Source organism: Streptomyces sp. NPDC044063, assembly GCF_056434285.1.
In genome coordinates, this window is the sequence record NZ_JBWKFM010000041.1 from 48,587 (window position 1) to 61,439 (window position 12,853).

General features: G+C 72.3%; 11 protein-coding genes and 1 tRNA gene. 9 read left to right on the plus strand and 3 right to left on the minus strand.

Annotated elements, in window-relative coordinates; all coding sequences use genetic code 11:
- Positions 1-283 precede the first annotated feature (283 nt).
- Positions 284-3,205: a penicillin acylase family protein gene (locus AC07BS_RS32515; RefSeq protein WP_478646781.1), complete on the plus strand. Its 2,922-nt coding sequence runs from the start codon at positions 284-286 to the stop codon at positions 3,203-3,205.
- Positions 3,206-3,217: 12 nt separating this feature from the next.
- Here the strand turns inward: AC07BS_RS32515 and AC07BS_RS32520 are convergent, their stop codons facing one another.
- A complete protein-coding gene (locus AC07BS_RS32520) occupies positions 3,218-3,826 on the minus strand; it encodes a 5-formyltetrahydrofolate cyclo-ligase (protein WP_478646778.1) in 609 nt (202 codons plus the stop codon).
- An 81-nt stretch (positions 3,827-3,907) separates the two neighbouring features.
- Here AC07BS_RS32520 and galU point away from each other — a divergent pair, with 81 nt between their 5' ends.
- The 7 genes from galU (at position 3,908) to AC07BS_RS32555 (ending at position 9,302) form a co-directional block, all read left to right on the plus strand.
- Positions 3,908-4,810, plus strand: coding sequence for a UTP--glucose-1-phosphate uridylyltransferase GalU (gene galU, locus AC07BS_RS32525; RefSeq protein ID WP_478646775.1), 903 nt, complete (start codon positions 3,908-3,910; stop codon positions 4,808-4,810).
- A gap of 106 nt (positions 4,811-4,916) precedes the next feature.
- Positions 4,917-6,191 (plus strand): molybdotransferase-like divisome protein Glp, encoded by a 1,275-nt coding sequence (glp, locus tag AC07BS_RS32530; RefSeq protein ID WP_478935293.1) that lies wholly within the window; start codon positions 4,917-4,919, stop codon positions 6,189-6,191.
- 65 nt (positions 6,192-6,256) lie between these two features.
- On the plus strand, positions 6,257-6,739 hold the full coding sequence (gene moaC / locus AC07BS_RS32535; protein ID WP_478646769.1) for a cyclic pyranopterin monophosphate synthase MoaC: 483 nt from the start codon (positions 6,257-6,259) through the stop codon (positions 6,737-6,739).
- Entirely contained in the window at positions 6,736-7,218 is a 483-nt protein-coding gene (locus tag AC07BS_RS32540) for a MogA/MoaB family molybdenum cofactor biosynthesis protein (RefSeq protein WP_478646766.1), read from the plus strand. The genes moaC and AC07BS_RS32540 overlap by 4 nt, the downstream gene beginning before the upstream one ends.
- Before the next feature lie 52 nt (positions 7,219-7,270).
- Complete coding sequence (locus tag AC07BS_RS32545) at positions 7,271-7,885, plus strand: GNAT family N-acetyltransferase (protein ID WP_478647300.1); 615 nt, start codon at positions 7,271-7,273, stop codon at positions 7,883-7,885.
- Positions 7,886-8,031: 146 nt separating this feature from the next.
- Entirely contained in the window at positions 8,032-9,099 is a 1,068-nt protein-coding gene (gene sepX / locus AC07BS_RS32550) for a divisome protein SepX/GlpR (protein WP_478646763.1), read from the plus strand.
- Between the two features lie 129 nt (positions 9,100-9,228).
- Positions 9,229-9,302: transfer RNA gene (locus tag AC07BS_RS32555), tRNA-Ala, on the plus strand.
- A gap of 106 nt (positions 9,303-9,408) precedes the next feature.
- Here the strand turns inward: AC07BS_RS32555 and AC07BS_RS32560 are convergent.
- On the minus strand, positions 9,409-9,897 hold the full coding sequence (locus tag AC07BS_RS32560; RefSeq protein ID WP_478646760.1) for a MarR family winged helix-turn-helix transcriptional regulator: 489 nt from the start codon (positions 9,895-9,897) through the stop codon (positions 9,409-9,411).
- Between the two features lie 119 nt (positions 9,898-10,016).
- Here AC07BS_RS32560 and AC07BS_RS32565 point away from each other — a divergent pair, with 119 nt between their 5' ends.
- Positions 10,017-11,087 (plus strand): alkene reductase, encoded by a 1,071-nt coding sequence (locus AC07BS_RS32565; protein WP_478651882.1) that lies wholly within the window; start codon positions 10,017-10,019, stop codon positions 11,085-11,087.
- A gap of 175 nt (positions 11,088-11,262) precedes the next feature.
- On the opposite strand, the gene AC07BS_RS32570 is transcribed toward AC07BS_RS32565, so the two are convergent.
- Complete coding sequence (locus tag AC07BS_RS32570) at positions 11,263-12,738, minus strand: multicopper oxidase family protein (RefSeq protein WP_478935289.1); 1,476 nt, start codon at positions 12,736-12,738, stop codon at positions 11,263-11,265.
- Between the last annotated feature and the right edge of the window lie 115 nt (positions 12,739-12,853).

The window sequence follows — 12,853 nt, forward strand, 5'->3', positions numbered from 1 at the left end:
CGTCGTCGGTGGTTCCGGGGTATCGGACGAAACGTTCCTCCTGTCCCTGGGGTCGGCGTACCGGCGGATGACCGGCGAGAAGTTCATTTGCTCAGCTAATATTTTACGCGTTCTTGACGCCGCCCCGTCCCGTCAGCGATCTCCACGGGGCCTCCAGGGGGGTGCGCGGCGATCTCCGGGGCCTTCGTACGGCTCCTCCACGGCACCGCGTCCGGGCCGTCACCGCCCTGCGCCTATGGTTGCTTCCAGCATTCCAGGACCACCTGCCCCTCTAAGGACAGCGATGCCCGCCAACAAGAACGGCCCCGGCAAGAAGAAGAAGGGGCGACGCGCCCGCCTGCTCGTGATCACATTCGTGCTGCTGCTCCTGGCGGGCGTCGCCTTCGGCGCGTACTGGAGCGTGAGCACCGTCCGCGCCTCCTTCCCCACGACGGACGGCACCCTTCAGCTCAAGGGCCTGTCCGGCGAGGTGAAGGTCGTCCGTGACGACCACGGCGTTCCCCAGATCTACGCGGACAACGCCGAGGACCTCTTCCGCGCCCAGGGCTTCGTCCAGGCGCAGGACAGGTTCTGGGAGATGGACGTGCGCCGCCATCTGACGGCGGGACGGCTCTCCGAGATGTTCGGCGCCGACCAGGTCGAGACCGACGCCTTCCTGCGCACCATGGGCTGGCGCAAGGTCGCGCAGCAGGAGTACGACACCAAGCTGTCGCCCGCGACCAAGAAGTACCTCCAGGCGTACTCGGACGGCGTCAACGCCTATCTGAAGGACCACAAGGGCAAGTCGCTGTCGGTCGAATACGCGGCGCTGGAGTTCGAGAACGACTACAAGCCCGAGCAGTGGACCCCGGTCGACTCCGTCGCCTGGCTCAAGGCCATGGCCTGGGACCTGCGCGGCAACATGAAGGACGAGATCGACCGCTCGCTGGCCACCTCGCGCCTGAACCCGCAGCAGATCGAGCAGCTGTACCCGGCGTACCCGTACGACCGGAACAAGCCGATCACCGAGGGCGGCGCGGTCGACGCCACCGGCAAGACCTACGACCCCAAGGGCGCGGCGGGCGCGACCTCCCCGGCCGGCCAGCAGCCGAACACCGCGGCCGGCGGCGGCGCGGCGGCCGGCGGGCTGCGCACCGGCCTGGCGGCGCTCTCCAAGTCGCTGGAGAAGGTCCCGGCGCTGCTCGGCCCGAGCGGTAACGGCATCGGCTCCAACTCGTGGGTCGTCTCCGGCAAGTACACGACCACCGGCAAGCCGCTGCTCGCCAACGACCCGCACCTCGCGCCGCAGATGCCCTCGCTCTGGTACCAGATGGGCCTGCACTGCAACAAGGCCGGCGCCCAGTGCCCGTTCGACGTGGCCGGCTACACCTTCTCCGGCATGCCGGGCGTGGTCATCGGCCACAACAAGGACATCGCCTGGGGCATGACCAACCTGGGTGCCGACACCTCCGACCTCTTCCTGGAGAAGGTCACCGCCGACTCCTACCTCTACGACGGCAAGCAGAAGCCCTTCACGATCCGCAAGGAGACCATCAAGGTCGCGGGCGGGAAGAGCCGTGAGATCACCGTCCGCGAGACCAACAACGGCCCGATCGTCTCCGACCGCAACGACGAGCTCGTCAAGGTCGGCGAGAAGGCTCCGGTCAAGGACCCCGCCCCGGACCGCGCGGAGGGCTACGCGATCGCGCTGCGCTGGACCGCGCTGGACCCGGGCAAGACCATGGACGGCCTGTTCGCGCTGGACCAGGCGACCAACTTCGAGTCCTTCCGCAAGGCGGCCGCCGACTTCGACGTCCCCTCGCAGAACCTGATCTACGCCGACACCAAGGGCAACATCGGCTACCAGGCCCCGGGCCGCATCCCGGTCCGCGGCAAGGCGGGCGGCGAGGCCAAGGGCGAGGAGCAGGGCGCCGGCCAGACCACCGGCCAGCCGGGCCAGAACACCACCCCGCGGACCGACACCAACGGCGACGGCAAGGTCGACGCCCGCGACGAGGCCAAGCCCGACGGCAGGACCGACGCGCAGACGCCCGCCCCCGACGGCCGCTACCCGGCCCCGGGCTGGGACCCGGCCTACCAGTGGACCGGCTGGATCCCGCAGTCGGCGCTGCCGTACGACTACAACCCCCAGCGCGGCTACATCGTCACCGCCAACCAGGCCGTCGCCGACAAGAAGTACCCCTACCTGCTGACGCAGGACTGGGGCTACGGGACGCGCAGCCAGCGGATCAACGACCTCATCCAATCGAAGATCAAGGACGGCGGCAAGATCTCGACGGACGACATGCAGAAGATGCAGCTGGACAACAGCAGCGAGATCGCCAAGCTGCTGACGCCCTACCTGCTGAAGATCGACCTCAAGGGCTCCAACGAGCGCGAGACGAAGTACATCCGCGAGGCCCAGAAGCTGCTGAAGGACTGGGACTACAACCAGGAGGCCGACTCGGCCGCCGCCGCGTACTTCAACGCCGTCTGGCGCAACACCCTCAAGCTGGCCTTCGGCAACAAGCTGCCCAAGGAGCTGCGGGCCAAGGACCAGTGCCTGCGGGTGCGCCCGGCGGGCGACTCGGCCCCCCGGGACGACCTGAACGGCCGCGGCCGCCTGGTCGTGGAGTGCGGCGAGCGCGAGCCCGACGCGGCGCAGCCCGACGGCGGCGACCGCTGGTCCGAGGTCGTGCGCGGCATCCTGAACAAGCCGGACAGCGAGTGGTGGAAGACCCCCAGCACCCGCCTGAGCGACGGCGCGAAGAACCGCGACGAGCTGCTGGCGATGGCCATGAAGGACGCCCGCTGGGAGCTGACCTCCAAGCTCGGCAAGGACGTCACGCAGTGGAGCTGGGGCCGTCTCCACCAGCTCAACCTGAAGAACCAGACCCTCGGCAAGGAGGGCCCCGGCATCGTCAAGTGGATGCTCAACCGGGGACCGTGGAACCTGGCCGGCGGCGAGGCCGCCGTCAACGCGGCGGGCTGGAACGCGGCCGGCGGCTACGACGTGATCTGGGTGCCGTCCATGCGGATGGTCGTCAACCTCGACGACCTCGACAAGTCCCGCTGGATCAACCTCACCGGCGCCTCGGGCCACGCCTACAACGCCCACTACTACGACCAGACCGACAAGTGGGCCAAGGGCGAGCTGCTGCCGTGGGCCTTCAGCGCGGAGGCGGTGCGGAAGGCCGGCGACGCCACGCTGACGCTCAAGCCGTAGCCGGCCGCCGCGTCAGAACCTCCGCACCCCGCCAGGGGTGATCACCGCGTCCACGGGGTGGTCGTGCGGTTCCTCCGGGACCCGCGCGACCACCTCGTCGTCGTAGAGGAGGACGATCCGCGCGGGATCGGCGCCCGCCCGGTCCAGCCGGGCGAGCACCCGGTCGTACGAGCCGCCGCCCCGGCCCAGCCGCAGGCCGCGCCCGTCCACCGCCAGGCCCGGCAGCAGCACGGCGTCCGCGCCGGTCACCGCCTCGGGGCCGAGCCGCCCTCCGTCGGGCTCCAGGAGGCCCTTGCCGGCCCGCACCAGATGCCCGGGACCCCGGTAGAGGCCCCAGTCGAGATCGTTGTCGGGGAGCAGGACCGGCAGCAGGACGCGGACGCCCCGCGTGCGCAGCGCCTCCAGCAGCGCGCGTGTGCCCGGCTCGCTGCCGACCGAGACGTACGCCGCCACCGTGCGCGCTTCCGCGAGCTCCGGGAGCTCCAGCGCGCGCCGGCCCAGCGCGGCCTCGGCCGTCTCGATGTCATCTCGGGTCAATCCCGATCTCACGGCCAGGAGGGAGCGGCGCAACCCGCTCTTATTAGGGTGGGGAAGGCCGGGATCCACAGTGGCATCGGTCATTGTTCGTACAAACTCCTCGCCTCAGGTCATACTCGGCGGAGTCACATCTTCCGCCCAAACGCAACGGATAGTGTTCGGCCCATGACTCAATCGCGCCCTCGGATCAGCAAGGCTGTCATCCCTGCCGCCGGGCTCGGAACCCGCTTTCTCCCGGCCACCAAGGCCACGCCCAAGGAGATGCTCCCGGTCGTCGACAAGCCGGCGATCCAGTATGTGGTGGAGGAAGCGGTCCACGCCGGGCTGTCCGACGTGCTGATGATCACCGGTCGCAACAAGCGGCCGCTGGAGGACCACTTCGACCGCAATTACGAGCTCGAGGAGGCCCTCCGGCGCAAGGGCGACGAATCCCGGCTCGCGAAGGTGCAGGAGTCCAGCGACCTGGCGACCATGCACTACGTCCGCCAGGGCGACCCCCGGGGCCTGGGTCACGCGGTGCTGTGCGCAGCGCCGCACGTCGGCGACGAGCCCTTCGCCGTCCTGCTCGGCGACGACCTGATCGACGAGCGCGACCCGCTGCTGTCGAACATGGTCGACATCCAGCGCCGGCACGGAGGCAGCGTGATCGCCCTCATGGAGGTCGACCACGCCCAGATCGGCCTCTACGGCTGCGCGGCCGTCAAGCCCACCGACACCGCGGACGTGGTCGAGATCACCGGGCTGGTGGAGAAGCCCGACCCCGACGAGGCGCCCAGCAACTACGCCGTCATCGGCCGCTACGTCCTCGACCCTGCCGTCTTCGACGTGCTGCGCGAGACGGCGCCGGGCCGCGGCGGCGAGATCCAGCTCACCGACGCCCTCCAGGCGCTGGCGGCCGAGCCGGGCCTGGGCGGCCCGGTGCACGGCGTGATCTTCAAGGGCCGCCGGTACGACACCGGGGACCGTGGCGACTATCTGCGTGCCATTGTCAGACTGGCATGCGAACGTGAGGACCTGGGCCCGGACTTCCGGGCCTGGCTGCGTAGGTACGTCACCGAGGAGATGTAGCGCTGTGAGCAGCGGCACCGGCACGGCCACGGACGTCACCACCCCCGGGGGCCGCCCCGGGGACCGCCCCGCGGACACCCCCGCCGGCCCCGGCCGGCTCTGGACGGTGGACGAGCACCTGGACGACGTCCTCGGCAGGATCCGCCCGCTGGAGCCGATCGAGCTGCAGCTGCTCGACGCCCAGGGCTGTGTGCTGGTGGAGGACGTCACCGTCCCGGTCGCCCTGCCCCCCTTCGACAACAGCTCCATGGACGGCTACGCGGTCCGGGTCGCCGACGTCGAGGGGGCGAGCGAGGAGTTCCCCGCCGTGCTCACGGTCATCGGCGACATCGCCGCGGGCAGCGGCGAGCTGCCCGCCGTGGGCCCCGGCGAGGCCGTGCGCATCATGACCGGCGCCCCGGTGCCGCCCGGCGCCGAGGCCGTCGTCCCGGTCGAGTGGACCGACGGCGGCACGGGCGGCGGCCCCGCCGACGCGATGACCGCGGGCCGGGTCGCGGCGGACGAGGAGGACGGCGGCCTCGGCGAGGTACGGGTCCACCGCCCCGTCGCCGCCCGCGCCCACATCCGCGACCGCGGCAGCGACGTCCGCGCCGGCGAGATCGCGGTCCGGGCCGGCACGGTCCTCGGCCCCTCCCAGATCGGCCTGCTCGCGGCCGTCGGACGCGCCTCGGTGACCGTGCGCCCCCGCCCCCGCGTCGTCGTCGTGTCCACCGGCAGCGAGCTCGTCCCGCCCGGCGAGGCCCTGGGCCCCGGGCGCATCCACGACTCGAACAGCTTCATGCTCACCGCCTGCGCCCGCGACGCCGGGGCCATCGCCTACCGCGTGGGCGCCGTCGACGACGAGCCCGCCACGCTGCGGGCCACGCTGGAGGACCAGCTGGTGCGCGCCGACGCGGTCGTCACCAGCGGGGGAGTGAGCGTCGGCGCCTACGACGTGGTCAAGGAGGCCCTGTCCGGCCTGCCCGCCGAGGAGGGCAGCGTCTCCTTCCGCCGGCTGGCCATGCAGCCGGGCAAGCCGCAGGGCTTCGGCCGCATCGGCCCCGACCGCGTCCCGCTGTTCGCGCTGCCGGGCAACCCCGTCAGCTCGTACGTCTCCTTCGAGCTGTTCGTCCGGCCCGCCCTGCGCGCGCTCATGGGGCTGGAGCCGTTCGGCGACCGCCGCACCGTGCGCGCGGTGTGCCCGCCGGGCGTCACGTCCTCGCCGAAGGGCCGCCGGCAGTATCTGCGCGGTCACCACGCCGACGGGAAGGTCACCCCGGTCGGGGGAGCCGGCTCCCACCTCGTCAAGGCGCTCGCCGACGCCAACGCCCTGATCGTCGTGCCCGAGGAGGCCACGTCGCTGCCGGCGGGCGCCGAAGTGGACGTGGTCCTTCTCGACTGAGCCGCCGTCCCGGCGGGTACGGTGGCTGCCCGACAGCCACCACTGGGGCCCTGACCGGGAGAACGATGAGCAGCGCGCAGGAGCATCTCACCCACCTCGACGACACGGGCGCGGCCCGCATGGTCGACGTCTCGGCGAAGGAGGTCACCGCGCGCACGGCGCGGGCGAGCGGCCGGGTGCTCGTCTCCCCCCGCGTCGTGGAGCTGCTGCGCGGCGAGGGGGTCCCCAAGGGCGACGCCCTGGCCACCGCCCGCATCGCCGGGATCATGGGCGCCAAGCGCACCCCCGAGCTGATCCCGCTCTGCCACCCGCTCGCCCTGTCCGGGGTCACGGTCGACCTCGCGGTCGCCGACGACGCCGTGGAGATCACCGCCACGGTCCGTACGACGGACCGCACGGGCGTGGAGATGGAGGCGCTCACGGCGGTCACCGTCGCCGCGCTGACCGTGGTCGACATGGTGAAGGCCGTCGACAAGGGCGCGGTCGTCACCGACGTCCGGGTGGAGGAGAAGACGGGCGGCACGTCCGGGAAGTGGAGCCGCGCGTGAGAGCGCTCGTCGTCACGGCCTCCCATCGGGCGGCCGCCGGCGTCTACCCCGACCGGAGCGGCCCGGTGCTGGCCGAGGGCCTGGCGGCGCTGGGCTGCGCCGTCGACGGGCCGCGCGTGGTGCCCGACGGGGAGCCCGTCGCGGAGGCCCTGCGGGAGGCGGTCGCGGCCGGCTACGACGTGGTGGTGACCACCGGCGGCACGGGCCTGACCCCCACCGACCGCACCCCCGAGGCCACCCGGGGCGTCCTCGACTACGAGGTCCCGGGCATCGCCGAGGCCGTCCGGGCCGAGGGCCTGGCGAAGGTCCCCACGGCGGCGCTGTCCCGGGGGCTGGCCGGCGTCGCGGGGCGCACACTGATCGTGAACCTCCCCGGTTCGACCGGCGGGGTACGGGACGGGCTGGCCGTGCTGGAGCGCCTGCTGGCGCACGCCGTGGAGCAGATCCACGGCGGCGACCACCCCCGCCCCGCCGCGTGAGCGTCCCGCCGCGGACCGGGGAGACGCGGAGGAACGGCGGGTGGGTGACCGCATGAGCTTCTGGCCGGTGGCACTGGCGGACGGCGACGTCGCCCTGCGCCCGATCAGGCTGCGCGACCAGCGGGCGTGGCGCGAGGTCAACCAGCGCAACCGCGACTGGCTGCGCCCGTGGGAGGCCACGATCCCCCCGCCGCCGCCCGGGGTGCCCCCGGCGCGGCGGCCCACGTACCGGCAGATGGTCCGGCACCTGCGGGCCGAGGCGCACGCCGGGCGGATGATGCCGTTCGTCGTGGAGTACCGCGGCCGGCTGGTGGGCCAGCTGACCGTGGCGGGGATCACCTGGGGCTCGATGTGCTCGGCCCACGTCGGCTACTGGGTGGACCAGGCCGTGGCCGGGCGGGGCGTGATGCCCACGGCCGTGGCGCTGGCGGTGGACCACTGCTTCCACCGGCTCGGGCTGCACCGCGTCGAGGTGTGCATCCGGCCGGAGAACCTGCCCAGCCGGCGGGTGGTGGAGAAACTCGGATTCCGGGAGGAGGGGCTGCGCCCGGGGTACCTCCACATCGACGGCGCCTGGCGGGACCACCTGGTCTACGCGCTGACCGCCGACGAGGTCCCGGAGGGGCTGCTGGCGCGCTGGCACCACCGACCCCGGGAAATAAAATAAACGTTCGAATTTGACTGTCAATTGACGGTATTCGCAGCGTTCCGGTCTCAACAATCACAAAAAAAGTTCGAGATATCAGCCGGATCGTGCGACACACCGCGCCAATTGGCGGAATCCCCCGCGCGTCCCCCTCTACCGTGTGAAGGGTGAGCAGCAGCGGCCTGATCTACGCAGTCATCGTCGGGGCCTGGGCCGCCTACTTGGTGCCGATGTGGCTCCGTAGGCAGGACGAGCTCAATGAAGCCCGTCCGACGGAACGCTTCAGCACGGCCATCCGGCTCCTGTCCGGACGGGCGGGCATGGAGCGCCGTTACGCCAAGGACCTCGAAGGGCGCTCCACCGGCACCGGGCCGGCGGACCCGGCGGAGCCCGAGCTCCGCGCGCCCGTACCGGACGCGGCGACCGAAGCGGTCGACGTCCGGTCCTTCGGCGCGCCCGCGTCCGGCCAGGGCGGCGGCCAGACCGCCCCCGACGCGGCCCCACCGGCCCCGGGGCCGGCCGCGCCCGCGGGCCCGGCGGCCGCCGCGACGGCCGCCGAGCGGGCCCGCCGCTCCAAGGTCCTCGCCCGGCGCCGCCGCACCACGGTGCTGCTCTTCCTCACCTTCACCCTCGGCGCCGTCGTCGCGGGCGTGGGCGGCCTGGGCTTCCTCTGGGCCCCGGCCGCGCCCGCGCTGCTGCTCAGCGCGTACATCATCTACCTGCGCGTCCAGGAGCGCCGCCGGTTCGCCTTCACCATGGACCAGCGCCGCGCCGAACAGGCCGCGCAACGCCTGCGGGAGGGCCGTGCCCGCCCTCACGCGGCGGCGCCGGAGGACGACCCCGCCGCCGCTGACACCGTTGTCCACCACCAGACCCCCGCGCCGCCGGCCCCCTCGGCCCACAGCGCGGGGCGCGCCCGCGCGCTCGTCGAGCAGACCGACCACGCCGAGTGGGTCGACCAGCAGCGCGACCGCGGCACCGGCGAGGGCTGGGAGCCCGTCCCCGTGCCGCTGCCCACGTACGTCTCGGCCCCGGTCGCCCCGCGTGCCACCGGCGCCGCCGCGGACACCTGGAGCTCCGCCCGCTCCAGCACCGCCGAGCCCGCCCCGGACCGCAAGGCCCCGGCCGAGGAGCGCCGCCCCGGCCGCTCCCGCCGCCCCCGGCGCGAGCGCGGCCGCACCCCGCTGTTCGACCAGTACGCCGACGACGGCCGCCCGCGTGCGGCCAACGAATGACCCGACGAGTGACCCGACGAGTGACCCCGGGGCCCGCACCCGGTGTGACCAGCGCGGGTGGCGCGGGGCGGCCGGGGGAGCGGATTTCCGAACACCTCGGAGGGGATGCTAGAGTTTCACTCGTTGCAAGGGCCTGTGGCGCAGTCCGGTAGCGCACCTCGTTCGCATCGAGGGGGTCAGGGGTTCGAATCCCCTCAGGTCCACCGCACATGAAAGCCCCCGTCGGAGAAATCCGGCGGGGGCTTTCGCGTGTCCGGGCGCAACGCCCCGTGGGTCCGCGCGATTTCGCGCGCGGGAGGCGCAACGGGCTCAGCCCGTGCTGAGGTTGCGTTCCAGGAGCGACAGCAGCCGGCCCAGGTCGGCGCGGTCCCGCTCGCTGAGCCCGGCGACCGTGCGCTCCTCCAGCTCCCGCCACACCTGCTCCACCTCCTCGCGCAGGGCCTCGCCCGCGGGGGTGGTCTCGACGAGCACGGCCCGGCGGTCGTCCGGGTGGGGGCGGCGGCTGATCAGGCCGGCCTGCTCCAGTCGCTGGACCATCCGGGTCACGGTCGAGGGGTCGAGCTCCAGCAGTTTGATCAGCTCGGACTGGCGCTGGGGGCCCGCCTCCCAGAGGCGCATCATCAGCAGCTCCTGGCCCGCGTAGAGGCCCAGACAGCGCAGCAGCTGCCCGGCGGTGGTGCGGTGGGCGCGGGCGACGCGGGCGATGGCGTGGCTGATCTGCCCGCCGCACGCGGGCGGGCGGGCGGCCGGGGAGGGGGCGGGGGTGTCGGGTCCGGGGTGCTGGGCAGGGCCGGGCATGGGCGGCTTCCTTCACTGGGGAATGGTTCTCGGCTCATTATGTTGGCTGGCCAAGTAATGAGCTACAGTGTCTCCCGGCCCAGTTACTTGGCTGGCCAACAATCCGGAGGGGACTCGTCATGACCACTGCGTTTGATCCGATCGATGTGGCCGGGATCCGGCTGGCGAACCGTATCGCGATGGCTCCGATGACCCGCAGCCGTGCGGGCGCGAACGGTGTCGCGTCCGAGCTGATGGTGGAGTACTACGCCCAGCGCGCTACGGCGGGTGTGATCATCACCGAGGGCATCCAGCCGTCCGTGAACGGTCAGGGTTACCCCTGGACCCCGGGCCTGCACAGCCAGGAGCAGGTCGAGTCCTGGAAGAAGGTGACCGAGGCGGTCCACGCCAAGGGCGGCCGGATCTTCGCGCAGATCATGCACACCGGCCGGGTCGGTCACCCCGTCCTGCTGCCCGAGGGCATGACCCCGGTCGGCCCGTCCGCGATCGCCGCGCAGGGCCAGGTCTTCACCCCGGAGGGCATGAAGGACTTCGTCACCCCGCGCGAGCTGACCGAGCAGGAGATCCTGGACACCGTCCAGGACTTCGTGACCGCGTCCCGCAACGCGATCGAGGCCGGCTTCGACGGTGTCGAGCTCCACGGCGCGAACGGCTACCTGATCCACCAGTTCCTCGCGCCGAACGCGAACGAGCGCACCGACCGGTGGGGCGGCAGCGTCGAGAACCGCATCCGTTTCGCGGTCGAGGTCGTCCGCGCGGTCGTCGCCGAGATCGGCGCGGACAAGACCGCCCTGCGCATCTCGCCCTCGAACCCGCTCAACACCATCGAGGAGAGCGAGCCGGCCCCGACCTACACCGCGCTCGTCGACGCGATCGAGCCGCTGGGCCTGGCCTACCTCCACATCCTCGAGGCCTCCGCCGAGCTCCGCGAGCTCACCCTCGACCTGCGCAAGCGGTTCACCAACACCGTGATCCTCAACGCGTTCACCGGTGGCCCGACCGGCCCGGACGACCTCCACCTGATCGAGGACGGCATCGCCGACATCCTCTCCTACGGCTTCCTCTTCGTCGCCAACCCCGACCTCCCCGCCCGCCTCAAGGCCGGAGGCCCCTTCAACACCCCCGACCCCACCACCCTCTACGGCGGCGACCACAAGGGCTACACCGACTACCCCACCCTCACCGACTGACCTCCCGGCACGCGGCGAGGACCACACCGCCGCACGCAGCGGACCCCTCCGCGCCACCGCCCGCTCTTCGTCAGCGGGGGAGCACGGAGGGGTCCTTCGAGGCGGGGCGCCGGACGGGCCAGGTCGTCGGGCGCCCCGCCGGGTCGGGCGAGGGGCGGGCGGATCGCCTCCGGCGTCAGACGACGCGGAAGTTCGCCATCATGCCCATCGCCGCGTGGTCGAACATGTGGCAGTGGTAGACGTACGTGCCCCGGTAACCGGTGAAGGTCGCCTGGAGCTTGACCGTCTCGCCGGCCTTGACGCTGACCGTGTCCTTCAGACCGCTGTCCGGCCCGGACACGACCGGCTGGCCGTTGCGCTCCAGCACCCGGAACTGCACCAGGTGCATATGGAAGTTGTGCGGCGCGCGGGCGTTGGCGTTGTGGACGGTCCAGACCTCGGTGGCGCCGTACTGGATCTCGGTGTCGATCCGGTCCATGTCGTAGATCTTGCCGTTGATGTACGCCTGGGCGTGCTCACCGCCGGTCTCGTCCATCAGCAGCTCGAAGGAGCGCTGCACGGTGGCGGGCGGCAGCTCCGGCAGGGTGCGCAGCGTGTCCGGGACGGTGCTGGTGTCCGTGGCGGTCCGGGTGACCCGGAACTGGAGCACCTTGCCGACGAGGTCCATCGGGGTGCCGGGCGGGCCGGGCTCGGTGTTCTCGACCACGAGCGTGGTGCCCACCGGGAAGCGGGAGAAGTCGATGACGACGTCGGCGCGCTCGCCCGGCGACAGCGCCAGCGAGGTCGTCGTGAACGGCTTCTCCAGGAGGCCGCCGTCCGAGCCGATGACGGTGAAGGGCGAGCCGTCGGACAGCTTCAGGGTGAAGAAGCGCACGTTGGCGGTGTTGTAGAGGCGGAAGCGGTACTTGCGCGCCGCCACCTCGAAGTACGGCCACGGCTTGCCGTTGGCCAGGATCACCGTACGGCCGGTGATGTCGCCCATCGTGTAGGCGAACTGGCCGTTGGCGTCGAAGCGCGCGTCCCGGATCGCGATCGGGATGTCGTAGGCCCCGGACGGCAGGTTGAGCTTCTTCTCGATGTCGTCCGTCAGCAGGTAGAAGCCGGTGAGGCCGCGGAAGACGTTCTCCGACTCCTCGTGGTGCGCGTGGTCGTGGAACCACAGGTTCGCGTGCGGCTGGCTGTTCGGGTACGTGTACGTCTTCCTGCCGCCGCCCGGCGCGAGCAGGTCCATCGGCGAGCCGTCGCTGGACTCGGGGACGTGGGCGCCGTGGAGGTGCACCGAGACGGGGACACCCAGCGCGTTGGTCTGCCGGACCACGACGCGGTGACCGGACTCGGCCTTGATGACCGGGCCGGGGATCAGGCCGTTGTAGCCCCGCACCCGGGTGGTCCTCCCCGGGACGATCTGGGCGTCGGCCTCCTTCATCGTGATGTCGTAGTAGCTCGTCGTCCCCGAGACCGTCGTCGGCTTCAGGACCGGCGGCACCGGCATCTTCTGCTGGAACTGCGGAATCGTCGTCGGGTCGAGATCACCGACGGGCGGCTCCGAGGCCGCGGCCGATCGGGTGATCGCGGCGCCCAGCAGGCCCGCGCCGCCGATGGCGCCCGAGACCGCCGCACCGGCCTTGAGGAAGGATCTGCGCTCGATCATGAGTTCCCCCGTCTGGGTATGGGCCGGGGGGGGGGGGGGGGGGGGGGGGGGGGGGGGGGGGGGGGGGGGGGGGGGGGGGGGGGGGGGGGGGGGGGGGGGGGGGGGGGGGGGGGGG